The following is a 26,391-nucleotide window of genomic DNA, read 5'->3' as shown; positions in this document are numbered from 1 at the left end:
GATACGCCGCAGTTCGATGGGGATTCGCGGTACGCATAACTAAATTCACTCACTAGTGAGTTATGATTTGAAAGCGAGAGGGCGGCGATGAAGAGGGACTTGCAGGACCGGGTGGCGATCGTGACCGGAGCGGGCGGCGGGCTGGGCCGCGCCCACGCGCTGATGCTGGCGCGGCACGGCGCGCGCGTCGTCGTCAACGATCGCGACGCCGCCGCCGCCGAAGCCGTGACAGCCGAGATCGTCGCATCGGGCGGGCAGGCGATCGCGGCGCCCGCTTCGGTCACCGACACCGCTGAGGTCGCGGCGATGGTCGATGATGCGACCGCCGCATGGGGCGGCATCGACATATTGATCAACAATGCCGGCATCCTGCGCGACAAGAGCTTTGCGAAGATGGACATCGATGATTTCCGTCTGGTCGTCGACGTCCACCTGATGGGCGCCGCCATCTGTTCGAAGGCGGTGTGGGACCAGATGCGCGCGCGGCGCTTCGGACGCATCGTGATGACGACCTCTTCGTCGGGGCTCTACGGCAATTTTGGCCAAGCCAATTACAGCGCTGCAAAGATGGCACTCGTCGGCCTGATGCAGACGCTCGCGCTCGAAGGCGAGCGACACAATATCCGGGTCAATTGTCTGGCGCCGACCGCGGCGACGGCGATGACCGACGGCGTGCTCGCGCCCGAAGCGCTGGCGCGGCTGGCGCCCGAGGCGGTGAGCCCCGGGCTGCTCGCGCTGGTCGGCGATACCGCGCCGACGCGCGCCATCCTCTGTGCGGGGGCCGGGCATTTCGCGAGCGCGCATGTCACGCTGACCGACGGGCTGTTCGTGGGCCGCGGCGAGGATGCGGCCGCGCGCGTGGTTTCGGAATGGGACCGCATCACCGATCGCCGCGGCGAGGTCGTGCCGGCCTATGGCTTCACGCAGGCCGAGCGCGAACTGGCGAATGCGGGTTTCACGGCGCCGACGATGGCGGTGCAACGCTGACAATCCCCGGGGCGTGGCGGACGGGCCGGTCAAGAGCCCGCCGTCGCTGCCGGGATGAAGGGAGAAGGATATGACGACCGACAGCCAGGCCGCGCCCGAAGCGGGCAAGGGCCAGAATGAGAAGCTGGTGATCGCCGCTTCGTCGCTGGGGACAGTGTTCGAATGGTATGACTTCTATCTCTATGGCCTGCTCGCCACGGCGCTTTCGCATCACTTCTTTTCGGGGGTGAACGAAACGACGGGCTTCATCCTTGCGCTGATGGCGTTTGCCGCGGGGTTTGCGGTGCGGCCGTTCGGCGCGCTCGTCTTCGGCCGCGTCGGCGACATCGTCGGCCGCAAGAATACCTTCCTCGTCACCATGGCGATCATGGGACTGTCGACCTTCGCGGTCGGCTTTCTGCCCGGCTATGACACGATCGGGGTAGCGGCACCGATCATCCTGATGCTGCTGCGTCTGTTGCAGGGACTGGCGATCGGCGGCGAATATGGCGGCGCCGCCGTCTATATCGCCGAACATGCCCCGCCCGGAAAACGCGGCCTCTACACCAGCTTCATCCAGACGACGGCGATGATCGGGCTGATCCTGGCGTCGACCTTTGTCGTGTCGCTGCGATTGTTCATGGATGCCGATACCTTCAACGCCTGGGGCTGGCGGCTTCCCTTCATCTTTTCGATCGTGCTGCTGTCGGTCGCGCTGTGGATACGCCTGCAGCTTGAGGAAAGCCCGGTGTTCCAGCGGATGAAGGCGGCCGGCGCGACGTCGAAGGCGCCGCTGAAGGAGGCCTTTGGCGAATGGCGCAATTTGAAGATCGTGCTCATTGCGCTGTTCGGGGCGGTGGCGGGGCAGGCGGTGATTGGCTTTGCCGCGCACCTTTATCCGCTCTTCTACCTCGAACGTATCGCGCGGGTGGACGGCGCGACCGCCAATTTCCTGGTCGCGACGGCGCTCCTCATCATCATTCCAAGCTTCGTCTTCTTCGGCTGGCTCAGCGACCGTATCGGCCGCAAACCGATCATGATGACCGCCTGCGTGATCGCGGTGTTCGTCTATTTCCCGCTCTACAAGGCGCTCGTCGTTGCCGCGAATCCCGCGATGGCCGCGGCGGTCGAACGCGCGCCGGTCACGGTCATTGCCGATGCCGGCGAATGCTCGTTCCAGTTCGACCCGATCGGCAAGAACAGCTTTGACCAATCGAGTTGCGACATCGCCAAATCCTATCTGGCAAAGAACGGCATCAACTATGCCAATCGCGATGCGCCGGCGGGAAGCGCCGCGTCGGTGCGCGTCGGCGACCGCGTGATCGCCGTCGCCGACCCGGTGGGGCTCGACAAGGATGCTCGGGCGGCGGTGGTCGCCGCCTTCGGGCGCGAGGCGAAAGCGGCGCTCGATGCGGCGGGCTATCCCGACAAGGCCGACCCGGCGCAGGTGAACAAGGTCAAGGTGATTCTGATCCTCTGCGTCTTCGGGCTGCTCGCGACGATGGTCTATGGCCCGCTCGCCGCGCTGCTCGTCGAGCTGTTCCCGGCGCGCATCCGTTACAGTTCGCTGTCGCTGCCCTATCATATCGGCAACGGCTGGATCGGCGGCTTCATGCCGACGATCGGCTTCGCAATGGTCGCGGCGACGGGCAATATCTATCAGGGGCTGTGGTATGCGGTCATCATTGCGGCGGTGACTGCGGTCGTCGGCATCCTGTTCCTGCCCGAAACCTACAAGCGCGACATCGAGGCATGAGCGGGGGCGATGCCATTGCGCGCCGCGCGCTGATCCAGGGGGCGGTCGGCGCCGCCGCTGGGCCGGTGCTGCTCGGCAACGCCCCGGCGCCGGCGCGGCGCAAGCCCGCGCCGAAGGGCTTTCTGTGGGGCGCGGCCATCTCGGCGCACCAGAGCGAAGGGAATAACACCAACAGCGACGCCTGGCTTGCCGAAAATATCGAACCGACGCTGTTCAAGGAGCGGTCGGGTGACGCGTGCGACAGCTATCACCGCTATGATCAGGATTTCGCGCTCGCGCAGCAACTCGGGTTGAACTGCTACCGGCTTGGCATCGAATGGGCGCGGATCGAGCCGAGTGAGGGGCATCTCTCGAACGCCGAACTCGACCATTATGCCCGGGTGCTGACTGCCTGCCGCGCGCGGGGGCTCGCGCCAGTGGTGACGCTGAGCCACTTCACCGTGCCGCTGTGGTTCGCGAAGCGTGGCGGGTTCGAGGTCGCCGACGCGCCGCAGCTCTTCGCGCGCTATTGCGCCAAGGTCGCCGAGCGGCTCGGCGGGCTGATGCATCTCGTCACCACCTTCAACGAAGCCAATATCGGCTTGCTCGTATCGCTGTTCCCCCAGTCGGAAGCCGGTGCGGAGCTGCAACGGGCGGCGCAGGCGGCCGCGGTCGCCGCAACCGGATCGCCCAAATTTTCGCGCCTCGCCTTCGCCGATCCTGCGGTTACGACCCCGCTGATGCAGGAGGCGCATCGTCAGGCCTATGCGGCGATCAAGGCGGCGCGGCCCGAACTTCCGGTCGGCATCACGCTCACGACGCAGGATATCCAGTCGGCCGGCGCACCGTCGCTCGTCGCAGATTATGAGCGGCGGCTCTACGGCAACTGTATCGATGTCGCCCGCGACCACGCCGACTTCTTCGGGGTGCAATGCTACACGCGGCTCGTCTTCGACGAAAAGGGCATGGTGCCGCCCCCGAAGGACGCCGAAAAGACGCTGTCGGGTTATGAATTTTATCCGCAGGCCTTGGCGAATACGATCCGCTGGGCGCACCGGACGATCGGCAAGCCCATCTATGTCACCGAAAGCGGGGTCGCCGTCGCCGACGATGCGCGCCGCATCGCCTTCATCGACGCGGCGCTCGACGGGGTCCGTGCCTGTCTCGACGAAGGCATTGCCGTCCACAGCTATATCTACTGGTCGCTGCTCGACAATTTCGAATGGACGTCGGGCTATGCGGTACCCTTCGGGCTGGCCGCGGTCGATCGCGACATTTTCGTCCGCACCCCGCGAGCCAGCGCGCATCACTTCGGCGCGATCGCGCGCGCGAACTGGATCTAGAAACCTACACTATCTCGGTGCCGCCGCGGCAAGGAGCAGCTTCCGGAAGGCGGCGGTCGTCGCCGCGACCGCGCCCGCATCGACGCAGCGCGCATCGTCGCCTTCGACATGATGGAAACGATGGACGCCGAAAATGCCTGCGACCGATGGGTAGCCTGCGGCGATGATCGCGGTGAGTTCGCCGGCCGACAATTTGTCGCTGGGGTAAGGGCTTTCAAGTCCGGCAAAGCCCGCGAACAGGCGCCGCGCCGTCGCAAGCAGCGGAGGGCTGACGACCAGATAGCGCTGCGAATCGGTGCCAGCCAGCGGGGCGAGGCGGAACAGGCCTTCGTGCCAGTCACGCGCCGCGAGGTTGGCGCCAAGGTGGAGCCAGAAATGCGTCGCGTCGGGCTTGGGGGCCACCGCCTTCAGCGCCTCCTCGGCGCCCAGATTTTCATATTCATGGCCGCTGTTGCACAGGAAAGCCAGGTTGTGGTCGGGGAGCAGCGCCGGGATAGCGCGGGCCAGGTCCAGCCATGCGGCAATGCCGCCGCCGCGCTCGCCCGCACAGTCGGTCCAGCCCGAACGCGGAGTCGATACCACCACCCATTTCGCCTTGCCGCGGTCGAGCCGCCCGATGACGTTGAAGGCGCTCCGCCGCCTACCCTCGCCGGTCAGGCGCACCGTCGCCGCGTCATGGCGCATCGCTGCCTCCCAAAATGGTGCGGCGTCGGCAGGCGCGAGCAGACCAACCGGACCCGCGAACATCGGCGCGCGGCCATCGGCATTGAGCGCGATGATCTTGCCCGTCGGTCCGTTGGTGACGATCACCGCCGCCTTGGCGCCCGCCGCGAAGGCGGTCTCGACGGGCGCGCGGACCGGTTTGGCGAGCGCCGACGACCAGCGGCCATAGGGCAGGTCGACGAGCGCGATCGCGCCCGCCAACGGCGCGTCGGCGCGGCCCTGCGCATCGACGCGCGCCAGCCGCCCCGTCACGCCCCCGATGGCGGTCGGTGTCACGATCGGCTGCGGCATCAGCGCGGCGCGGGTGTCGCCGACGACCATGTCGCACGCTCCGGCGTCGAAATGGGGAACAGAGATGGCGGGCTTTTCGACCGCGTAGCCGGCGCGCGCGAGCTGATCGGCGAGCCAGTGGCCGCACGCATTGTCGCCGGCGCCGCCCGCGCGCTTGTTGCCGAAACCGATATAGGCGGCAAGGTCGCTCGCGATCGTGTCGCTCGTCGCCGCAGCCGCGTGCGCGGCGCCGGCGGCGACGGGAAGGGCGGTTGCGGCGGCGATGAAATGGCGCCTTGTCGGATCGGTCATCGGCTCTCCCTTGCGGCTGTTCCGCCGCCATTGCTTGGCCGCGTTGCCATGTGATGCGAGGCCGGCGCCCGTCAATGACGATCGGCCGCTTGATATTCACTCACAAGTGAGCGTAAGTTCTTCGCCGGACGATGGCAAGCATCGCCGCCGGGAAGAGGAAATGCGCTGATGGGCCTGTCGCCGCTCGGAAAGATCGTCATCGGCCTGTGCGCGGTCCTTGGTTTGTCGGGGGCCGCACCCGCCCCCCGCGAGGCGCCGACGGCGACCGTCGGCGAAGGACGCGTCGCTGGCACATGGCAGGACGATGTGCGCATATTCCGCGGCTTGCCCTATGCTGCGCCGCCCGTCGGCGAGCGGCGGTGGCAGCCGCCCGAAGCGCCGCCATCCTCGTCGGGCTTGCGACAGGCGGCCGAGTTCGGACCCGACTGCGTCCAGCCCGCCTATCCCGCCGACAGCGTCTATTTCGAAGCGCCCCGCCCCCAGAGCGAGGATTGCCTGACGCTCAACATCTGGGCGCCGGCGGAGGCGAAGAAGGCGCCGGTGATCGTGTGGATTCACGGCGGATCGCTGCAATTCGGCGGCAGCGCGAGCCCGATGTACGATGGACGCGAATTCGCCCGGCGCGGGATCGTCTTCGTGTCGATCAACTATCGCCTCGGCGTCTTCGGCTGGTTTGCGCACCCGGGGCTGAGCGCCGAATCGCCCGAGGCTGTGTCGGGCAACTACGGCCTGCTCGACCAGATGGCGGCGCTCCGCTGGGTCCAGCGCAATATTGCGGCCTTCGGCGGCGATCCCGCCAATGTGACCGCGATGGGAGAATCGGCCGGGGCGCTCAGCGTCTCCTATCTTCTCGCCAGCCCGAAAGCCCGCGGCCTGTTCGCGAAGGCGATCGTCCAGAGCACCAATATGCGCGCGATGCCGCGCCTGCGCGAAGCGGCGTTCGGTCTGCCATCCGCCGAAGCGGGCGGGCAGGCTTTGGGCGAAGCGCTGGGCGCTGCCGACATCGCCGCGCTGCGCGCCGTCGATCCCGATGCTTTGCTGGCGGCGGCGGTGCGCGCCCGTTTCCCGGCGCAGCCGGTCGTCGATGGCGTGGTCGTCCCCGACCAGCTCGTCAACATCCTCGACCGCGGCGCGCAGATGAAGGTGCCGCTGCTCGCCGGCTTCAACAGCGGCGAGGTGCGATCGCAGCGGCGGCTCGTGCCGGCAATACCGGGCGACCCGGCGGACTATGCGGCGGCGGCCGCGAAGCGTTACGGCGATCTCGCCCCCGCCTATCTCAAGCTGTATCCGGCGTCGGGCGGGACGGAGAGCATGCTCGCCGCGACGCGCGACACCATCTACGGCTGGGCGACCGAACGTCTGGTCCGCGCGCAGACCGCGGCCGGAGCCCCCGCTTATCTTTACGTCTTCGATCATTGCTACCCGGCGGCCCGCGCGCGCGATCTTTGCGCCTTTCATGCGAGCGAACTACCGTTCGTCTTCGGCCTCGCCGGGCGCCCGGTCGCGGGGTCCCGCAACTGGCCGGCAGCGGAGGGGAAGGCCGAGGAGCGGCTCGCGGAGCAGATGATCGATTACTGGACCAGCTTTGCCGCGACCGGAAAGCCGGTCGCGCCGTCGGCAGCCCGCTGGCGTCCCTACGGCGGCCAGGAATATGCCATGCGCTTCGCCGATCGTCCGCTACCCGAACGCAATCCCTTTCCCGGCAGCTTCGAATTTCACGAAGACCGCATGCAGCGCCAGCGTGCCGACGGGCTGCAATGGTTCATACCCTAGCGCCATAGCCGAAGGGGCGCTGCGGCTTGGCCCCTCGATCGACGCGCCGATACCGGCACGCCCGTCAAGGGCTGGTTTGTCGCCTGACGATCAGCCGCGCCAGTAGAGCCACGCGGCCCACAGCCAGCCGGCGATCAGCAGGGTCCCGCCGACGGGGGTGACGGCGCCCAGCCAGCGCGGCCCGCCGAGCGCCATCGCATAGAGGGTGACGGCAAAAAGTCCGCCGCCGATCAGCAGCATGATCGCCGGGCCGCGTGCGGTCCCCATGATCGCGAGCGCGGCAACCGCGTGGACAAGTTGATACAGGCCGCCGGTGCGCAGCCAGTCGGCCTCCTGCGGTCCCGCCGCGCCATGCGCCCCGAAGGCACCCGCCGCGACCGCCAGTGCGGCCGAAATCGCCGCGAACAGTCCGATCATCTCCGTCTCTCCTTTGTAACCATAATCTTAGCGCGCCGAGCGCGCCGATGGAATAAGCCGCGCCGCGGGGGCGTAAACCGGGCATGAAGCATGTTCTGGAATCGGGGCGGGTCGCGGGGCGTTCGCCCGCCGGCCGGCCGCTGCGCATCGCGCTCTTCTCGGGCAATTACGACTGCGTGCGCGACGGCGCCAATCGGGCGCTCAACCGCCTCGTCGCCTATCTGCTTGATCGCGCGGGGATGGCGGTCCGCATCTATTCGCCGACCGCGCCGACGAAGGCGTTCGAATCGGTCGGCGATATTGTCTCGGTGCGCTCGGCGAGCATCCCGGGGCGCCCCGAATATCGCCTCGCGCTTGGCTTCACGGGCGCCGCCCGCGCCGATCTCGAGGCGTTTGCCCCCGATATCGTCCATCTCTCGGCGCCCGACATCTTGGGCCGCCAGGCGCAAAAATATGCGCGGGCCGCGGGCATTCCGGTGGTCGCGAGCCTCCACACGCGCTTCGAAACCTACCCCGAATATTATCATCTCGGCTTTCTGCGCCGGCCGATGGAGGCCTATCTGCGGCGCTTCTACGGCGATGCCGATCATATCCTTCTGCCGACGCCGCCGATCCTCGACGAATTCGCGGCGCTCTACGGCCGCGACAATGTGTCGATCTGGTCGCGCGGGGTCGACCGTACCGCCTTTCATCCCGCGCTGCGTAGCAACGCCTTTCGCGCCCGGCTCGGCTATGCACCCGGCGATGTGGTGCCGCTATTTTTCGGGCGGCTGGTGCTCGAAAAGGGGCTCGGCGTCTTTGCCGACGCGATCGAGGCGCTCCGCGCACGCGGCTATAATGTGCGCCCGATGATCGTCGGCGAAGGACCGGCGCGCGACTGGCTGGCGCGGCGGCTGCCCAATGTCGCCTTCCTGGGCCATCTGGCCGGCGCCGACCTTGGCTGCGCGGTGGCGAGCGCCGACATATTGGTCAATCCCAGCGTGACCGAGGCTTTCGGCAACGTCAATCTGGAGGCGATGGCATCGGGGATCGGGGTGGTGTCGGCCGACGTCCCCAGCGCCTCGTCGCTGATCGTGCATGGCGGCACCGGCCTGCTGGTCCCGCCGCACGACGCCGCGGCCTATGCCGATGCGATCGCGCGGCTTATCGACGAACCCGCGCAGCTCGCGGTGCTGCGCCGCGCTGCTGCGGCGGCCGCGGACCGTTATTGCTGGGACGATATTCTCGCCGGGGTCGCGGCGCTCTATGGCCGGCTCGCCGGAACCGCTACTGTCGCGGCACTGGCGAGAGTCGCCTGAGGAGTTTCGATGCGCAAGGGCCGCGACACCGATCCCGATATCGATGGCGATCTCGCCGCGATGCGACGCTATGCACGCTCGCTCGCGCGCGACGATCAGGATGCCGACGATGTAGTCCAGGATGCGCTGCTGCGCGCGATCGAACGGCGCGATACCTTTCGGGCCGAAGGCAATCGCCGCGGCTGGCTGCTCGCGATCGTCCACAATGTCTTCGTATCGGGCACCCGCCGCCGCGCGGCCGAAGCGCGGCGCAACGATCGTTTCGCCGATACGCTCGCGACGCAGACCGACGCGGCGCAGGAACATCATGCGCGGCTGCGCGAAATCGCGCGCAGTTTCGCCGCGCTTCCCGACCATCATCGCGCGGTGCTGCACCTGACCGCGGTCGAAGGCCTCAGCTATCAGCAATGCGCCGACCTTCTGGCCGTCCCGATCGGAACGGTGATGTCGCGCGTTGCGCGCGCGCGCGCGGCGCTCCGCGATCTCGAAAATGGACGCGAGGACACGGACGGACGGCGCCGCGCCGCGCCGCTGCGACTGGTTGGAGGACAGGATGACTGACGGGCCGAACGAAAGCGAACTCGCCGCCTATGTCGACGGGCAACTCGATGTCGAAGGGCGTTTCGCCGTCGAAGATCACCTGCGCCGTCACCCCGACCTTGCCGCACGCGTGATGGGCGATCTCGGCGCACGCAGCGCCTTGCAACTTCTGGCGCAGGACAAGCGCGCGATGCCCGCCGCGGTCGCGGCGCTCGGCCGTGATCTGGCAGAGCCGGCCCGGCGCTGGCGCCGCTGGATGTCGGTCGGCGGCACCTCGGTCGCCGCGGCGGTGGTCGCGCTGCTGTTCGTCGCAACCCAGGGACCGCCCGCCTATGTCGATTACGCCATCTCGTCGCACCGCATCGCGATGATGCGCGCCGGGCTCGATTCGCAGGCCGAAACGACGCATTACGACGCGCGCGAGATTGCGAGCACCACCAATATCGCGATTCCCAGCGTGCCGAAGAGCTGGAAGATCACCGACGTTCAGCTTTTCCCGACCGAGCGCGGCCCGGCCCTGCTCGTCGCTGTCCGCACCCAGGCGGGCGATCCACTGTCGCTCTTTGCGCTGCACCAGCGTTCAGGCGCGCCCGAACGCCCCGACGCGGTGCGCGAAGGCGCGCAATCGGTGGCCTATTGGCGCCGCGGCGACATGTCCTACGCGCTGGTCGGCAACACCGGGCCGGGCGCGATCGACGCGACGGCGGAGAAGCTGGCGCGCAGCTGGTCCTGACGATGATGCAAGCCGCGCGACATGTATTCGAAAGATTGACAATTCAAGGCGTTTTTGATCGATAAAATCGATCATGGCGGCGCGGATTTCCAATTTCCGCAGTGCAACATAAATCGCTAGGGGAGGGCTCCACAAACAAAAGGAGGCTCTCCATGTCCGTGCTCAACACCACCATCAAGCCCTTCAACGCGACCGCGTACAAGGACGGCAAGTTCGTCGACATCAGCGACGAAACCGTCAAGGGCAAGTGGGCCGTCTTCTTCTTCTATCCGGCCGACTTCACCTTCGTCTGCCCGACCGAGCTCGAAGACCTCGCCGACATCTATCCGACGCTGCAGAATATGGGTGTCGAAGTGTTCGCGGTGTCGACCGACACGCATTTCTGCCACAAGGCATGGCACGACACCTCGCCGGCGATCGGCAAGATCAATTACTATATGGTCGGCGACCAGAACCACAATCTGTCGAACAATTTCGAAGTTCTGCGCCAGGGCGTCGGCCTTGCCGACCGCGGCACCTTCGTGCTCGACCCGCAGGGTGAAATCCAGCTTCTGGAAATCACCCCCGAAGGCGTGGGCCGCAACGCCGCCGAACTGCTCCGCAAGATCAAGGCGCTGCAATATTGGGTCAGCCACCCCGGCGAAGTCTGCCCCGCGAAGTGGGAAGAAGGCGCCGAAACGCTCGCGCCCTCGCTCGACCTCGTCGGCAAGATCTAAGATATAATCGTCCGTGTGTCCCCGCGAAGGCGGGGACCCAGAGCGTTAGGTCGCTACACTTGCGCTCTACAGCCCTGGGCTCCCGCCTTCGCGGGAGCACACGGATTTTCTTTGAAACCAGGCAGGAACTCTCCCCATGCTCGACGCCAATATGAAGCAGCAGCTTCAGGGCCTCCTCACGAACCTTCGTGAGCCGATCGAACTGCTCTCGTCGCTCGGCGAGGATGCGAAGTCGGCCGAGCTAGCGGCGCTCCTCGACGATATCGCCGCGCTGTCGGACAAGGTCAGCGTGACGCGCGCCGACGACGATGCGCGCCGGCCCAGCTTCCTGATCCGCCGCGCGAGCGACGCCCGTGTCGCGGTGCGCTTCGCGGGCATCCCGCTCGGCCATGAATTCACCTCGCTCGTTCTCGCGCTGCTCCAGGTCGGCGGCCACCCGCCGAAGGTGAGCGCCGAGGTGCTCGAGCAAGTGGCGGCGCTCGATGGCGACTTCCACTTCGAAACCTATTTCTCGCTGTCGTGCCAGAATTGCCCCGACATCGTGCAGGCATTGAACCTGATGAGCGTGGTCAACCCGCGCATCACCCACACCGCGATCGACGGCGGGCTGTTCCAGGCCGAGGTCGAAGAGCGCAAGATCATGGCGGTGCCGACGATCTTCCTGAATGGTCAGAATTTCGGTCAGGGCCGCATGGAGCTCGAACAGATCCTCGCGAAGCTCGACAGCGGTGCCGAAGCCAAGGCGGCCGAAAAGATCGCTGCCAAGGACGCGTTCGACGTGCTCGTTGTCGGCGGCGGCCCCGCGGGCGCCGCGGCCGCGATCTACGCGGCACGCAAGGGCATCCGCACCGGCATCGCCGCCGAACGCTTCGGCGGGCAGGTGCTCGACACGATGGCGATCGAGAATTTCATTTCAGTCCAGCACACCGAAGGGCCGAAGCTCGTCGCGCAATTGGAGAGCCACGTCAAAGACTATGACGTCGACATCATGAACCTGCAGCGCGCCGAAAAGCTGATCCCGGCAAAGACCGAGGGCGGGTTGCACGAAGTCGTGCTTGCCAACGGTGCGTCGCTCAAGGCGCGCACCGTGATCCTCTCGACCGGTGCGCGCTGGCGCCAGCTCGGCGTGCCGGGCGAGGATGCCTATCGCAACAAGGGCGTCGCCTATTGCCCGCACTGCGACGGCCCGCTCTACAAGGGCAAGCGCGTCGCGGTGATCGGCGGCGGCAATTCGGGCGTCGAGGCGGCGATCGACCTTGCCGGCATCGTCGCGCACGTCACCCTGATCGAATATGACAGCCAGCTCCGCGCCGACGCCGTTCTTCAGCGCAAGCTCGCGAGCCTGCCCAACGTCAAGATCATCACCTCGGCGCTGACCACCGAAGTGCTCGGCGACGGCGAAAAGGTGACGGGGCTTGCCTATAAGGACCGCAATTCGGACGAACTGCATCAGGTCGAACTCGAAGGCATCTTCGTTCAGATCGGCCTCGTGCCGAACACCGAATGGCTCAAGGACAGCGTTACCTTGTCGCGCCACGGCGAGATCGAGGTCGACCATCGCGGCGAGACGAGCCAGCGCGGCATCTTCGCCGCGGGCGATTGCACGACCGTACCCTACAAGCAGATCGTCATCGCGATGGGCGAAGGATCGAAAGCGGCGCTGTCGGCCTTCGATTACATGATCCGCTTGCCTGCGGATGTGGACGTCGAAGCGGCGTGAACGCCATAATTTCGTCATGCCGGACCTGATCCGGCATCCATTCGCGGCGCAAGCTCGCATGGACCCCGGATCAGGTCGGTGATATCCCCTTGCGACAAGCAAGGTGCGTTCCCCCGCGCAGGCGGGGGCCCAGTGCAACAGAAAGACGCGCGGCAGCGCGGCCTTCGACGCTTCGCGTCGAAGCTGGACCCCCGCCTTCGCGGGGGAACACTTACTTGTTCCAACGTGACATATCCCGATGAGGTCCGGGGCGACGAGAGAAGGATGACCGACAAGAAGAAACCGCCCGCACCAATTCCGCTCTGCCGCTTCGAAGAACTGGCCGAGCGCGAGAACCGGCTGCGCGACGAAGCGGCGCGCGAGGCCGCGAAGTCGACGCGCAAACCGCGCTAGCCGGCCGTCATCGCAAAGCGCCGCGGCGGCACGCCCACCGCGCGCGCAAAGGCGGTGCTGAATGCGCTCGCCGACCCATAGCCGACCCGCTCGGCGATTTCGTCGATCCTGCCCGTGCGGCGACGTAGCATGTCCTTGGCCAGGCTCATGCGCCAGCTTTGTACATATTCCATCGGCGGCACGCCGACGGTGCGCGCGAAACGGTCGAAGAAGGCCGATCGCGACAGCGCCGCCGCCTTCGCCAGCGCCGCGACCGTCCAGGGGTGCGCGGGGGCATCGTGGATGCAGCGGATCGCGCTCGCCAGACGCGGGTCGCCGAGGCCGCGTAGCATCCCCGGCGGCGCCTCGTCACCGCCCGCAGCGCGCAGCGCCTCGACCAGCAGTATCTCGACCAGCCGCGCGAGGACCAGATCGCGCCCCGGCCTGTCGCCGCCCGCTTCGCTGCGTACCATCTGTACCAGCGCCGCCAGCCGCTCTGCTCCGCGCAAATGGATCAGGGCGGGAAGCTGCGATACCAGCAGGCCGGCGTCGGGCGAGGTAAAGGCGAAATAGCCGCCGAGCATCCGGACATCGGGCTCACCGTCGGGCTCGCCATGCCGCATCTCGCCCGAAAATCCGGTGGTGTCATGGGGATCGATCATGACCGGATCGCAGGTAGCCCCTGCGTCGATGGCCGACATGGTGAAGCCCGGCGTCGCAGGCAACAGCACGAAATCGCCGGCAATCAGCGTGACCGGATCGGCGCCATCGACCGTCAGTCGGCAGCGACCTTGCAGCACCGTGCAAAAGCTCGGGTCGCCGAAGGATGAATAGCGCACGGCCCACTGCCCGCGTCCGCCGATCCCTTTCGCGAAGACCGTGCTGGGGCGCAGCAGCGCGATGAGATCGGAGAGCGGGTCGGCCATATCCGGACTATCTGTAATGAAGAATGGATCATATATTATAGATAGTATCTCTTCCGCTGCCTAGATCATTTCCATCACCCTGATGAAAGGAAGAATGATGAAACGGGTTCTGATCACCGGCTGCTCGTCGGGCTATGGCCTCGAAACCGCACGCCATTTTCATGCGGGCGGCTGGACCGTGATCGCGACGATGCGCAATCCGGCCGCCGCGCCGCTCGAACCTTCGGCGCGGCTTCGCCTGCTGCCGCTCGACGTGACCGATGACGATAGCATCGCCGCCGCCGTCGCCGCCGCCGGGCCGATCGACGTTCTCGTCAACAATGCGGGGATCGGCCTGTTCGGCGCGCTCGAACATTCACCGCTGCGGCGCATCCGCGATGTCTATGCCACCAACAGCCTCGGCACTATCGCCATGACGCAGGCGGTGATCCCGCAGATGCGCGAACGCCGGTCGGGAACGATCGTCAACGTCACCTCGTCGGCGACGCTCGCCTCTTTCCCTTATGCCGCCGCCTATACGGGCAGCAAGACCGCGATCCAGGGCTTCACCGGCAGCCTCGCGCACGAACTCGAACCGCTGGGTATCGGGGTGAAACTCGTCGAACCGGGCTATGGCCCCACCACCGCCTTTACCGCGAACACCGATGTTGCGCTCGCCGACGTGCTGCCCGAACCCTATGGCAGCCATGCTGCGCCGATCCTTGCGGGCATGGCGCAGCCCGCGCTCTTCACGACCGAGGCCGACGTCGCCGCGGCGGTGTGGGACGCGGTGCACGACCGGACGGGCCGCAGCCATTTTCCGGTGGGCGCCGATGCGTTGGCGATCGCCGCGGGGGCCTAGATATGGCGGGCGCTTACTCGGGAAGCGCGGGCTTGACGGCGATGCCGTCCAGAAAAGCATCGAGCCGCTTGATGTCCTCGGCGGTGAAATGCAGCCCCAGCTTGCTGCGCCGCCACAATATGTCGTCGCTCGTCTGTGCCCATTCGCGGCCAATCATCCAGCGGATTTCGGCGGCCGACAGCCCGTGCGCGATCTCGCCGCCCAGATCGTCCCAGCTTTGGGCCGTGCCGAGCCATGCCCGCGCGTCGGTGCCATAGGCCTTGACGATGCGGTCGACCGTAGCGGCGGAGAGGAAGGGGTGGGCAAGCCGATAGTCGGCCATCAGCGCCGCCGCACCGTCGGTCCGAAAATCGCCGCCGGGGAGCGGCGCGCTGGCGGTCCAGCGCGCGCCGGTCAGCGCGGCGACATGCGCCGCCAGATCGTCGACCGCATGTTCGGCGACATGGCGATAGCTGGTGATCTTGCCGCCATAGATGGTGAGCAGCGGCGCGCCTTCCTCCATGTCGAGGTCGATGCGGTATCCGCGCGTTGCCGCCTCGGGCTTGCCCGATCCGTCCTCGACCAGCGGCCGCACCCCCGAATAGGTCCACACGACATCGTCGGGGCCGATCTGCGCGGCGAAATACTGGTTCGCCCCCTCGCACAGATAGGCGATTTCCTCGGCACTTGCATGCACGTCGGCCAGCGATCCCTCATGATCCTGGTCGGTCGTCCCGATCAGCGTGAAATCGCGCTCATAGGGGATGGCGAAAAAGATGCGGCCGTCGGGAAGCTGGAAGAAATAGGCGAAATCATGGTCGAACAGCTTGCGCACCACGATGTGCGATCCGCGCACCAGCCGCATCTGATAATCGGGCGGCGCGGCGGCACGGCGCAGCAGGTCGAGTACGGCGGGGCCGGCGGCATTGACAAGGCTGCGGCCGGTAAAGCGATAGGCCGGGCCGTTCGCGCCCGTCGCCTCGACCACCCATAGCCCGTCCTCGACGCGCATCAGGTCGGCGCGGGTGCGCGTCTTGATCCGCGCCCCGCGGTCGGCGGCGTCGCGCGCGTTCAGCGTCACCAACCGCGCATCGTCGACCCAGCCGTCCGAATATTCGAAACCCTTGGCATATTGCGGCTGCAGCGGCGCGCCCGCCGGATGCCGCGCCAGGTCGATCGACCGCGTCGGCGGCAATTTCCGGCGTCCGCCGATATGGTCATAGAGGAACAGGCCGAGCCGCAGCAGCCAACGCGGGCGCAGACCGTCGCGATAGGGGAGGACAAAGCGCATCGGCCAGATGATGTGCGGTGCGATGCCCCACAATATCTCGCGCTCGGCCAATGCCTCGCGCACCAGGCCGAATTCATAATGCTCCAGATAGCGCAGCCCGCCGTGGATCAGCTTGGTCGAGGCCGAGGAGGTGCCCTGCGCCAGATCGCCCTGTTCGATCAGCAGCACCCGCGCCCCGCGCCCCGCGGCATCGCGCGCGACGCCGGCCCCATTGACGCCGCCGCCAATCACGATGACATCATAGGGGATGGGCGCGTCGGTCATGGCGCGTTCCTATGCCAGAAGCGGGCGGCTTGCCAATGGCGATGCAAAGCTATGCGGCTTACGTATGCGCGTTGCAATCGCCAGGGGCTTTCGCCACCGTCCCTGTCCGTTATCCAAGGGGATATTTGTGAGCGTCAAAGTCGAAACATTGGTGCTGTTCGGGGCGACGGGCGATCTTGCCCATCGCATGCTCTTCCCCTCGCTCTACAATCTGCACATGGACGGGCTGCTCGACGATGCGATGACGATCGTCGCCTCGGGCCGCTCGCAGATGGACCGGGCAGGGGCGCACGCGATGGTGCGCGCCGCGCTCGACGACCATCTCGCGGGCGATCGCATCGACGAAAGGGTGATCGCCGCCTTCTTGGACCGGATCGACTATTGCGCGGTCGATGCCGGCGCGGGGACGGGGTACGACCGGCTGGCCGAAATGCTCGGTGACCGGATGAACCGTCCGATCGGCGCCTATCTGTCGACCCCGCCGTCGATGTTCGGCCCGATCGCGCAGGGTCTTGCCGCCGCCGGGATCGCCTGCGCCGAATGCCGGATCGCGATGGAAAAGCCCATCGGCCACGATCTCGCCTCGTCGCGTGCGGTCAACGAACAGGTCGGCAGCGCCTTTGCCGAGGATCGCGTTTTCCGCATCGACCATTATCTGGGCAAGGAAACGGTCCAGAACCTGCTCGCGCTGCGTTTCGCGAATATGCTGTTCGAACCCCTGTGGAACGCGCAGGCGATTGACCATGTCCAGATCACCGTGGCGGAAACCGTCGGCCTCGAAGGCCGCGTCTCCTATTATGATGGCGTCGGTGCATTGAAGGATATGGTGCAGAACCATATGCTCCAGCTTCTCGCGATCATCGCGATGGAGCCGCCGGCGAGCGTCTCGGCGACCGCGGTGCGCGACGAAAAGGTCAAGCTGCTGCGGTCCTTGCGCAAGATGCGCGCCGACGATGTCAAGGCGCACAGCGTCAAGGGTCAGTACACGAGCGGCGCGGTGAACGGCGCGGCGGTCGCGGGCTATGCCGACGAGCTGGGCCATCCGTCGAACACCGAAACCTTCGTTGCGCTCAAGGCCTATATCGACAATTGGCGCTGGAAGGGCGTGCCCTTTTACCTGCGCACCGGCAAACGGATGCCGCAGCGCAAGTCGGAGGTGCTGATCCAGTTCAAGCCGGTGCCGCATAATATCTTCGCGCGCGTCGGCGCGGGCCGGCTCGACGCCAATAGCATGATCATCAACCTGCAGCCCGAAGAGAATATCCGGGTCAAGGTGATGGCGAAGCAGCCGGGGCTCGACCGCGACGGGGTGAAGCTCAAAGAGGTCACGCTCGACGTGTCGCTCTCGCACAGTTTCGAGGGCGAGCGGCGGCGCATCGCCTATGAACGGCTGCTGCTCGACTTCATCGAGGGCGATCAGACGCTGTTCGTGCGCCGCGACGAGGTCGAGGCGCAGTGGGAATGGATCGATTCGATCCGCGATGCCTGGGCGTCGGTCGATCTGGCGCCGCAGACCTACACCGCGGGAAGCTGGGGCCCGTCGAGCGCGATCGCGCTCATCGAACGCGACGGAGCGAGCTGGCATGACTAGTTTTTTTGATCGTCATCCCGGCGAAGGCCGGGATCTCGACCTCGCATTTTGCTGCAACGGTGAGACCCCGGCCTTCGCCGGGGTGACGAGGTAAATATGACCACCCTCCACCCCACCATCGCCGCCGTCACCGACCGCATCACCCGCCGCAGCGCGCCGCGCCGCGCCGCCTACCTCGATCTGATGCAGCGCCAGCGCGAGGCCGGAACCAATCGCGGCAATCTGTCGTGCGGCAACCTAGCGCATGGCTTCGCGGCGTCGGGCGAGGACAAGCCCGCGATCCGCGCGGGCGCCGAGATGAATATCGGCATCGTCACCGCCTATAATGACATGCTGTCGGCGCATCAGCCCTATGGCCGCTACCCCGAACAGATCAAGATTTTCGCGCGTGAAGCCGGTGCGACGGCGCAGGTCGCGGGCGGCGTTCCCGCAATGTGCGACGGGGTGACGCAGGGGCAGGCGGGCATGGACCTGTCGCTGTTCAGCCGCGACAATATCGCGCAGGGCACCGCGATTGCGCTCAGCCACGCGATGTTCGAAGGCGCGCTGCTGCTCGGCATCTGCGACAAGATCGTTCCCGGCCTGCTCATCGGCGCGCTGCGTTTCGGCCATCTGCCCACGATCCTCATCCCGGCCGGGCCGATGCCGTCGGGCCTCGCGAACAAGGAAAAGGTCCGCGTCCGTCAGCTGTATGCCGAGGGCAAGGTCGGCCGCGACGCGCTGCTCGAGGCGGAGGCGGCCAGCTATCATGGCGCGGGCACCTGTACCTTCTATGGCACCGCCAATTCCAACCAGATGATGATGGAATTGATGGGGCTGCACATTCCCGGCAGCGCCTTCGTCAATCCGGGCACCAAGCTGCGGCAGGAACTGACGCGTGCCGCGACGCACCGCCTGACCGAAATCGGCTGGACCGGCGACGATTATCGCCCGCTCGCGCGCTGCGTCGATGAAAAGGCGATCGTCAATGCCGCGATCGGCCTGCTCGCGACCGGCGGTTCGACCAACCATGCCATCCACCTGCCGGCGATCGCGCGCGCGGCGGGCATCATCATCGACTGGCAGGATTTCGATGAACTGAGCCACGCCGTGCCGCTGCTCGCGCGCGTCTATCCGAATGGCGCGGGCGACGTGAACAATTTCCACGCCGCGGGCGGGATCGGCTATGTCGTGCGCGAACTGCTCGGCGCCGGACTGCTCCACGGCGATGTGCTCACGGTGGGCGGGTCAATGGCCGACTATTCGGGACAGCCGGTGCTGGTCGACGATGCGCTTCATTGGGAGGCCGCACCCGAAACGTCGCGCGACGATACGATGCTGCGTCCCGTTTCCGCGCCTTTTTCGCCCGACGGGGGCATGCGGCTGCTGTCGGGCAATCTTGGCCGCGCGATCATCAAGACGAGCGCGGTTGCCCCGGATCGCTGGACGATCGAAGCCCCGGCGCGCCTCTTCGACGATCAGGATCAGGTGCTCGCTGCATTCAAGGCGGGCGAACTCGACCGCGACTGCGTCGTCGTCGTGCGCTTCCAGGGGCCGCGCGCCAACGGCATGCCCGAACTCCACAAGCTCACCCCGGCGCTCGGCGTGCTGCAGGACCGCGGCTACCGCGTCGCGCTGCTCACCGACGGCCGCATGTCGGGGGCGAGCGGCAAGGTGCCTGCGGTGATCCACCTCTCGCCCGAGGCGCTGCCCGGCCCCGACGGGATCAGCGGCCCGCTCGCCTGTTTGCAGGACGGCGACATGGTGCACGTCTGCGCGGTAAAGGGCGAGGTGACGGCGCTCGTTGATCCTGCTGAATGGGCCGCGCGGACGCCCGCCATCGCCCCGCCGCCCGCACTCGGCGTCGGGCGCGAGCTGTTCGCGCTGTTCCGTCACCACGCCGACGAGGCGGAGAAGGGCGGGTCGGCGGTGCTGGCAGCGATGGAGACCGTCACCTAAGCCGTCGCCCCCGCAGGCGGGGGCCGCTATCGGCCTAGCGCCACCCTTGCCAACGGCCCCCGCCTTCGCGGGGGCGACGAAGGAAACAGAATGACCGACAAGTCCATCGACCAGATCATGGCGCTAGCCCCCGTCATCCCGGTGATCGTCATCGACTGCGTCGAGGACGCCGTCCCGATGGCCGAGGCGCTCGTCGCGGGCGGTCTGCCAGTGCTCGAGGTCACGCTGCGCACCCCCGCCGCGCTTGCCGCGATCGCGGCGATGAAGGCGGTGCCGGGCGCGGTCGTCGGCGCCGGTACCGTCCTCGATCCCGCGATGCTGGCGGGCGCGATCCATGCGGGCGCCGAATTCATCGTTTCGCCGGGGCTGACCGACAATCTCGGCGAGGCGGCGGTCGCGAGCGGCATTCCCTTCCTCCCCGGCACCGCCAATGCCGGCGACATCATGCGCGGCATGGATCTTGGCCTCTCGCATTTCAAATTCTTCCCGGCCGCGACGAGCGGCGGCATCCCTGCGCTCAAGGCGCTCGCAGGACCGTTCGGACAGGCGCGCTTCTGCCCTACCGGCGGCATCACGGCCGCGACAGCACCCGAATGGCTGGCGCTGGACCCGGTGCTGTGCGTCGGCGGCAGCTGGGTCGTTCCCGCGGGGCCGCTCGATCCGGCCCGGATCGAGACACTCGCGCGCGAGGCATCGGCGTTCAAACCCTGATTGTCACCCCGGCGAAGGCCGGGGTCTCAACCCGGCATCCTTCCGCACCGGTGAGACCCCGGCCTTCGCCGGGATGACGAAATTGGGACGGGCGCTCACTCTTTCGCGCCATTGATTAACCCCATTTTACCTGTCATCGTGCAGGGATAAGGCGGTACAGCCGCCAGTGGGGGAGATGCGCGTGCCAAGGCCGCAGCCGCATTTGGAAGAAGTTCTCGCGTCCGAACCCGGATCGCATATCGCCGCGCTCTTCGATTTCGACGGAACGATCATCGCCGGCTATTCGGCGACCGCGATGCTGCGCGAAAAGCTGCAGCGCCGCGAAATGTCGGTCGAGGAGATCGCCGAGACCGCGAATGTCATCGCGCAGCACAGCCTGGGCGCGATCGGCTTTTCGGGGCTGATGAGCGGCGCCGCCAAATTCATGAAGGGCGTCGAGGAGGAAAGTTTCGTCCAGTTCGGCGAAGAACTCTACAAAAAGCATATCGCGCGCAAAATCTATCCCGAGACGCGCGCGATCATCGAGGCGCATCAGGCCAAGGGACACCGCGTCGCGATCATCTCGTCGGCGACGATCTACCAGATCGAACCGACCGCGCGCGACCTCGGCATATCCGACATCAAATGCTCGGCCTATGAGATTGAGGATGGCGTGTTCACCGGCGACATCATCCGCCCGCTCTGCTTCGGCGAGGGCAAGGTGATCGCCGCTGAGGAGCTTGCCGCCGAATATGGCCTCGACCTCGATCAGAGCTATTTCTATTCGGACAGCGACGACGACATCGAACTGCTCGAACGCGTCGGCAAACCGCGGCCGCTCAATCCCAATATGAAATTGAAGGCAATCGCCGACGAGCGCAATTGGCCGGTGCAGCGCTTCGCGAGCCGCGGCACGCCGTCGTGGGTCGACTATACGCGCACCATCTACGCCACCGGCTCGCTGATCGGCGCCTTCGCCGCCGGTCTGCCGATCTGGGCGCTGACGCGTTCACAGCGCGAGGCGGTCAATTTCTCGATGGGGCTGTTCGGCGATTTCGCCACCGCGATCACCGGCGTCGAACTCGAGGTCGAAGACGAACGCCACCTGTGGTCGTCGCGCCCGTGCATCTTCATCTTCAACCATCAGAGCAAGGCGGACGTGATGATCCTCGCCAAGCTCATCCGCCGCGACATGGGCGGGGTGGGGAAGAAGGAGATCAAGGACATCCCGATATTGGGGAAGCTGATGGAATGGGGCGGTACCGTCTTCGTCGACCGCGCCGACGGCAAGAGCGCGATCAAGGCGATGGAACCGCTGGTCGAGGCCATTCAAAAGGAAGGCAAGTCGATCTGCATCGCCCCCGAAGGGACGCGCAGCCTGACCCCGAAGCTCGAACCCTTCAAGAAGGGCGCCTTCCACCTCGCGATGCAGGCGGGGGTGCCGATCGTCCCGATCGTCATCCACAATGCGACCGACGTCGCGCCGAAGAACGAATTCGTGATGCGCCCCGCGACGGTGCGCGTCACCGTCCTGCCGCCCGTCGATACGTCCGAATGGCAGGTGAAGACGCTGAACACCCATGTCCGCGACGTGCGCAACATGTTCCTGCGCACCCTCGGCCAGCCCGAGGAGACGGTCGCGGAATCGGTTGCGAAGGAGGCGGCGCCAGCGGCAAAACCCGAAAAAGCGCCGAAGAAGGCGGCTACCAAGAAGCCTGCCGCCAAGAAAAAGCCGACGCCCCGAAAGGTAAAGAAGGCCTAGCCCATGTTTCACCTCGTCATTGCGAGCGAAGCGAAGCAATCCAGGGCGGGTTACGCCACGCTGGATTGCTGCGTCGCTTCGCTCCTCGCAATGACGGTGGTTTAAGGCCATGGCCGACGGCACGCCCCGCAGCGAATTCGTCGCGGAGCAGCTGGCCGACCGGCTTTACATCATCGACGCGCGCAACCGGATCGAGCGGCAGATTTTGCTCGACTGGATCCATGCGACCTCGGTCGATCCGGGCGGGGAGGGCGCGCCGATGTGGGTCAGCCTCGCGATCGCCGACGACGATCATGCCCTCGACCTCGATGCGCTCAAGGCGCGGCTGGCGGGTGATCCTGCGCGCAGGGTGGTGCCGCTGCGCGTCGCGTGGCGCATCCCCGGTTTCGAGCGCGATCGCGCGCTGAAATTCCGGCATCTGATCTTCGGCGACCCGCGCCGGCCGGGGCCGCTGCGCGCGCGGTTCATCCTGTGGCGCGATCGGCGCCGGGCGCAGATCCTCGTCGGCGAAGCGGCAACGCAGACCGAGCTGAAGGCGCGCTATCTCGCGCAGACCGGCGGCGGTGACGGCTGCGAGGAGGGGAGCAGCGAATTTGCGGGCTTCGTCGCGCGGCAGGCGGGGCTCGCGCTCGACGTCGCCGAACGCGGCATCCGCGGCAGCCGCTACAAGGTGCCACGCTTCGTTGCCGACTCGCTGCGTACCAACCCCAAATTCCGCGCCGCGCTTGCCGATCTTGCCGGCCAGCTCGGCCGTCCCGTCGCCGATCTCTACCGCGAGGCGCGCCCGCTGATGAAGGAGGTCATCGCGACCCCCAGTGCGCTGTTCCTCGACCTGCGCGCGCGGCTCGACCGGATGATGTTCGGCGGCTATGCGCCCGAGATGGAGGTCGACGCGGCCGAGCTTGCAAAGCTGCGCTCGGTGCTGCGCGAACATCCGACCGCGATCCTGTTCACGCACAAAACCTATATCGACGGCGCGACCCCCAGCCGCCTCGCCTATGAAAATGACCTGCCGATGCTGCACAGTTTCGGCGGCGCCAATCTCGACTTCGCGATCATGGGCCAGTTCTTTCGCCGCTCGGGAATGATTTTCATTCGCCGCAGCTTTCAGGATCAGCCGGTCTACAAGCTGGTGCTGCGCCACTATATCGCCTGGCTGCTCGCCAAGCGCTTCCCGCTGTCCTGGGCCTTTGAAGGGACGCGCTCGCGCCTCGGCAAGCTGATGCCGCCCAAATATGGCCTGATGAAATATGTCCTCGACGCCGCGCACGCGACCGGGACGCAGGGGGTGCATTTCGTTCCCTTCGTCACCAGTTTCGACCTGATCCGCGATGTCGAGGAATATGCCGCCGAACAGACCGGGCGGACCAAGAAACCGGAAAGCCTCGCCTGGTTCATCGGCTATATGAAGAGCCTCAAGGAACCGTCGGGGCGCATCCGTCTCGACATCGGCGATCCCGTCGTCATTCCGGAGGCCCCGGCCCCCGACGACCGGCGCGCGCTGGAGCGTATCGCCTTCGCTGTCGCGGTCGAGGCGAACCGCGTCACCCCGCTTACCGTCACTTCGGTCATGTGCCTCATCCTGCTCGGCACCGCGCCGCGCGGCGTGACCGAGGCAGAGATGATCGCGACGATCGCGCGCATCACCGCCTGGGCACGCGAGCGCGGCATCCGCCTCAGCCGCGAGCTCGAAGGCGGCGACGCCGCGGCGCTCGCGGCGACACTCGACACGCTCGTCGAGGGCGGCCTGCTCACGCGGTTCGAGGCCGGTAGCGAGACCGTCTATTCGATCGACCCCGCCAAGCATCCGATGGCGAGCTATTATCGCAACATCATCGCGCATCATTTCCTCGACCGCGCGATGATCGAGCTGGCGCTGTTCGAGCTGCGCGATGCCGACAGCAAGGATTCGACCGCCGCCTTCTGGGCGCGGATCGACCGGCTGCGCGATCTGTTCAAATTCGAATTCTTCTACCCGCCGCGCGGCGAACATCTGGCCGCGCTGGAGGCCGAACTTGCGCGCATCGATCCCGCCTGGGCCAAACGGCTGGCGAGCGGCGACCGCGGCGTGGCGCAGCTCATTCGCCGCTGTCAGCCGATGGTCGGCCATGCGATCCTGCTACCCTTTGCCGAGGCCTATTCGGTCGTCGCCGACATTCTGGCGCGCGCGCGCCCCGGCGATCCGGTCGATGAAAAGGCGCTGCTCGATGCCGCGCTGATCGAGGGGCGGCAGGCCTGGCTCTTGCGCCGGATCAGCAGCGAAGCGTCGATCGGAAAATTGCTCTTCGCGAACGCCCTGTCGCAGATGCGCCACATGGGGCTGGCGGAAACCGCGACCCCCGACGGATTGCGCGCGCGCCGCGCGCTGCTCGTGGAACTCCGCGGGCTCGCCAACGTCATGGAATCGATGCGGCTGGCCACGCTCGCGCTCGCCGACCGATTGCCGGGGACGGGAGAATGACATGACACCGCGTTCGTCATGGCGAGGAGCCACAGGCGATGCGGCAATCGCCCGCCTTTGTCCCGGCGCCCGGCCGGTGACGGGAGATTGCTTCGCTCCGCTCGCAAGGACGGGATCATCGATGTTGGATGGAGGTTCGCATGCTTAAGCAACTCAGCGCCCAGGACGCCCAGTTCCTCTATACCCAGACCGCGAACAATCTGACGCATATCATGGGTATCTATATCTACGATCCGTCGACGGCGCCGGGCGGCTTCGTGCGGTTCAAGGACATCATCGCGCACGTCCAGTCGCGCGTCGACACATCGCCGCTGTTCAAACGTCGGCTCCACCGGCTGCCGCTCGATCTCGATCACCCCTATTGGGTCGAGGACGAACATTTCGACATCGAAGCGCATATGAGCCACGCGCGCCTGCCCGAACCCGGCGACTGGCGGCAATTCTGCATCGCGGTCGCGCGCTATTTCTCGAAGCCGATGGATATGAACCGGCCGCTTTGGGACATTTACATCATCGAGGGGCTCGACCGTATCCCCGGCATCCCGAAGGGCAGCTTCGCGATGCTCCACCGCGTCCATCACGCCGCGGTCGACGGCGCATCGGGCGCGCACGCCTTCATCGCGATGAGCGACATCGACGCCAAGGGGACGCCGGCAATCCCTGGCGCGCCGGTCGAGGATCTCGGGCGCGCGCCGTCGAGCGCGGAGGTCGCCACGCGCGCCTGGACCGCGTCGATGCAATCGCCGGTCAAATTCATGAACGCGCTGCTCAAGGTGTCGCCCTCGCTGATGACCGCGGCGCGCAAGTCGATGCTCAGCGATCAGGGGATGACCGCGGGCGTCCCCGAAACGCGCTTCAACGCACCCGTCGGCCCGCACAAGATGTTCGACGCGACCCGGGTGGCGCTTGCCGATATCGCGAAGGTGCGGGCAAAGGTGCCCGGCGCGACGGTCAACGACGTCATCCTTGCGACCTGCGCGGGCGCGCTGCGCAAATATCTTCAGGCGCATGGCGAACTGCCCAAGGAAAGCGTCGTCGCGGTCGCCCCGATCAACCGGCGCGGCAAGGGCGGCAAGGCGGACAGTCCCGGCAATCAGGTGACCGCGATGAGCGTGCCGCTGCGCACCGACATCGCCGATTCGCTGAAGCGCCTCGCGGCGATCCGCGACTATACGGTGGAGGCAAAGGAGGCAAAGGCGGGCGTCAGCGCCCGGATCATGACCGACCTGTCGCAGCATATTCCGGGCGCGACGATGGCGGCGGTCGCGCGCATCCTGACGAGCGAGCGGTTCGCGGTGCGCGGCACCAATCTTTTTATCTCGAACGTGCCGGGCGCGCAGGTTCCGCTCTATCTCGCGGGCGCGCAGCTCGTGCAGCAATATGGCGCGGGCCCGCTCGCCAACAATATGGGGCTGTTCATCGCGACGCCCAGCTATAACGGTCAGGTCGGCTTCTCGATCATCTCCGAACGCGCGATCATGCCCGACATCGCCTTCTTTCGTACGTGCATCGACGAAAGTTTCGCCGACTTGCTCGCCGCGCAGCCCAAGCCCGAAAAGGCGGCTGCCGGGCCCAAAGCCGCTACGGCAAAGCCGAAAGCGGCGGCAAAGCCCGCGGCCAAGGCAAAGCCGACGGCGAAGCCTGCCACAAAGGGCAGGGCGAAACCGGTTGCCAAAGCCGCCGCTAGCGGCAAGAATCGCAAAAAATAGGCGATGTTGCAGGACCACCGA

21 protein-coding genes are annotated in these 26,391 nt (G+C 66.5%); 17 read left to right on the top strand and 4 right to left on the bottom strand.

What is annotated here, in order from left to right; genetic code table 11:
* Nucleotides 1-87 precede the first annotated feature (87 nt).
* The 3 genes from EBMC1_RS00575 to EBMC1_RS00565 all read left to right on the top strand — a co-directional run bounded on the left by EBMC1_RS00575 (nt 88) and on the right by EBMC1_RS00565 (nt 4,044).
* On the top strand, nt 88-987 hold the full coding sequence (locus EBMC1_RS00575; protein WP_040589026.1) for an SDR family NAD(P)-dependent oxidoreductase: 900 nt from the start codon (nt 88-90) through the stop codon (nt 985-987).
* A 70-nt stretch (nt 988-1,057) separates the two neighbouring features.
* Nucleotides 1,058-2,722 carry an MFS transporter gene (locus EBMC1_RS00570; RefSeq protein ID WP_003038897.1) on the top strand — a complete coding sequence of 555 codons (1,665 nt, stop codon included), beginning with the start codon at nt 1,058-1,060 and terminating at the stop codon, nt 2,720-2,722.
* Nucleotides 2,719-4,044: a glycoside hydrolase family 1 protein gene (locus EBMC1_RS00565; RefSeq protein ID WP_003038895.1), complete on the top strand. Its 1,326-nt coding sequence runs from the start codon at nt 2,719-2,721 to the stop codon at nt 4,042-4,044. Before EBMC1_RS00570 ends, EBMC1_RS00565 begins: the two co-directional genes overlap by 4 nt.
* A 9-nt stretch (nt 4,045-4,053) precedes the next feature.
* Here the strand turns inward: EBMC1_RS00565 and EBMC1_RS00560 are convergent, their stop codons facing one another.
* Nucleotides 4,054-5,349: a hypothetical protein gene (locus tag EBMC1_RS00560; RefSeq protein ID WP_003038893.1), complete on the bottom strand. Its 1,296-nt coding sequence runs from the start codon at nt 5,347-5,349 to the stop codon at nt 4,054-4,056.
* A 168-nt stretch (nt 5,350-5,517) separates the two neighbouring features.
* Here EBMC1_RS00560 and EBMC1_RS00555 point away from each other — a divergent pair, with 168 nt between their 5' ends.
* Nucleotides 5,518-7,122 (top strand): carboxylesterase/lipase family protein, encoded by a 1,605-nt coding sequence (locus EBMC1_RS00555; protein WP_003038891.1) that lies wholly within the window; start codon nt 5,518-5,520, stop codon nt 7,120-7,122.
* A gap of 90 nt (nt 7,123-7,212) precedes the next feature.
* Here the strand turns inward: EBMC1_RS00555 and EBMC1_RS00550 are convergent, their stop codons facing one another.
* Nucleotides 7,213-7,539, bottom strand: coding sequence for a DUF423 domain-containing protein (locus EBMC1_RS00550; RefSeq protein WP_003038888.1), 327 nt, complete (start codon nt 7,537-7,539; stop codon nt 7,213-7,215).
* Nucleotides 7,540-7,622: 83 nt separating this feature from the next.
* Between EBMC1_RS00550 and EBMC1_RS00545 the strand changes: the two genes are divergently transcribed.
* The 6 genes from EBMC1_RS00545 (at nt 7,623) to EBMC1_RS18900 (ending at nt 12,939) form a co-directional block, all read left to right on the top strand.
* Nucleotides 7,623-8,837, top strand: coding sequence for a glycosyltransferase family 4 protein (locus EBMC1_RS00545; protein ID WP_003038885.1), 1,215 nt, complete (start codon nt 7,623-7,625; stop codon nt 8,835-8,837).
* Between the two features lie 9 nt (nt 8,838-8,846).
* Nucleotides 8,847-9,398, top strand: a complete 552-nt coding sequence (locus tag EBMC1_RS00540) for a sigma-70 family RNA polymerase sigma factor (protein ID WP_003038883.1) — start codon at nt 8,847-8,849, stop codon at nt 9,396-9,398.
* Entirely contained in the window at nt 9,391-10,110 is a 720-nt protein-coding gene (locus tag EBMC1_RS00535) for an anti-sigma factor family protein (protein WP_003038880.1), read from the top strand. The genes EBMC1_RS00540 and EBMC1_RS00535 overlap by 8 nt, the downstream gene beginning before the upstream one ends.
* A 152-nt stretch (nt 10,111-10,262) precedes the next feature.
* Complete coding sequence (ahpC, locus tag EBMC1_RS00530; RefSeq protein ID WP_003038877.1) at nt 10,263-10,826, top strand: alkyl hydroperoxide reductase subunit C; 564 nt, start codon at nt 10,263-10,265, stop codon at nt 10,824-10,826.
* Nucleotides 10,827-10,962: 136 nt separating this feature from the next.
* On the top strand, nt 10,963-12,546 hold the full coding sequence (gene ahpF / locus EBMC1_RS00525) for an alkyl hydroperoxide reductase subunit F (RefSeq protein ID WP_003038873.1): 1,584 nt from the start codon (nt 10,963-10,965) through the stop codon (nt 12,544-12,546).
* Nucleotides 12,547-12,810: 264 nt separating this feature from the next.
* Nucleotides 12,811-12,939, top strand: coding sequence for a hypothetical protein (locus tag EBMC1_RS18900; protein ID WP_269208150.1), 129 nt, complete (start codon nt 12,811-12,813; stop codon nt 12,937-12,939).
* Here the strand turns inward: EBMC1_RS18900 and EBMC1_RS00520 are convergent.
* The gene (locus EBMC1_RS00520; RefSeq protein ID WP_003038871.1) at nt 12,936-13,844 is read right to left on the bottom strand and encodes an AraC family transcriptional regulator; all 909 of its coding nucleotides are present in this window, start codon (nt 13,842-13,844) and stop codon (nt 12,936-12,938) included. The genes EBMC1_RS18900 and EBMC1_RS00520 overlap by 4 nt on opposite strands.
* Nucleotides 13,845-13,938: 94 nt before the next feature.
* Here EBMC1_RS00520 and EBMC1_RS00515 point away from each other — a divergent pair, with 94 nt between their 5' ends.
* The gene (locus EBMC1_RS00515; protein ID WP_003038868.1) at nt 13,939-14,685 is read left to right on the top strand and encodes an SDR family oxidoreductase; all 747 of its coding nucleotides are present in this window, start codon (nt 13,939-13,941) and stop codon (nt 14,683-14,685) included.
* Nucleotides 14,686-14,698: 13 nt separating this feature from the next.
* On the opposite strand, the gene EBMC1_RS00510 is transcribed toward EBMC1_RS00515, so the two are convergent.
* A complete protein-coding gene (locus EBMC1_RS00510; protein WP_003038865.1) occupies nt 14,699-16,219 on the bottom strand; it encodes a glycerol-3-phosphate dehydrogenase in 1,521 nt (506 codons plus the stop codon).
* 187 nt (nt 16,220-16,406) lie between these two features.
* Between EBMC1_RS00510 and zwf the strand changes: the two genes are divergently transcribed.
* The 6 genes from zwf (at nt 16,407) to EBMC1_RS00480 (ending at nt 26,370) form a co-directional block, all read left to right on the top strand.
* Entirely contained in the window at nt 16,407-17,810 is a 1,404-nt protein-coding gene (zwf, locus tag EBMC1_RS00505; RefSeq protein WP_051066284.1) for a glucose-6-phosphate dehydrogenase, read from the top strand.
* A 96-nt stretch (nt 17,811-17,906) separates the two neighbouring features.
* Nucleotides 17,907-19,748 (top strand): phosphogluconate dehydratase, encoded by a 1,842-nt coding sequence (edd, locus tag EBMC1_RS00500; RefSeq protein WP_003038857.1) that lies wholly within the window; start codon nt 17,907-17,909, stop codon nt 19,746-19,748.
* A 90-nt stretch (nt 19,749-19,838) separates the two neighbouring features.
* Nucleotides 19,839-20,459 (top strand): bifunctional 4-hydroxy-2-oxoglutarate aldolase/2-dehydro-3-deoxy-phosphogluconate aldolase, encoded by a 621-nt coding sequence (gene eda, locus EBMC1_RS00495; protein ID WP_003038854.1) that lies wholly within the window; start codon nt 19,839-19,841, stop codon nt 20,457-20,459.
* 202 nt (nt 20,460-20,661) lie between these two features.
* The gene (locus EBMC1_RS00490; protein WP_231292840.1) at nt 20,662-22,200 is read left to right on the top strand and encodes an HAD-IB family hydrolase; all 1,539 of its coding nucleotides are present in this window, start codon (nt 20,662-20,664) and stop codon (nt 22,198-22,200) included.
* A 109-nt stretch (nt 22,201-22,309) separates the two neighbouring features.
* Nucleotides 22,310-24,661 (top strand): glycerol-3-phosphate 1-O-acyltransferase, encoded by a 2,352-nt coding sequence (locus EBMC1_RS00485; protein WP_003038848.1) that lies wholly within the window; start codon nt 22,310-22,312, stop codon nt 24,659-24,661.
* 140 nt (nt 24,662-24,801) lie between these two features.
* A complete protein-coding gene (locus EBMC1_RS00480) occupies nt 24,802-26,370 on the top strand; it encodes a wax ester/triacylglycerol synthase family O-acyltransferase (protein ID WP_156000827.1) in 1,569 nt (522 codons plus the stop codon).
* Nucleotides 26,371-26,391: the final 21 nt, after the last annotated feature.

The organism is Sphingopyxis sp. MC1, assembly GCF_000371385.1.
GTDB classification, from domain to species: domain Bacteria; phylum Pseudomonadota; class Alphaproteobacteria; order Sphingomonadales; family Sphingomonadaceae; genus Sphingopyxis; species Sphingopyxis terrae.
This window is presented reverse-complemented; position numbering and strand designations above follow the sequence as displayed.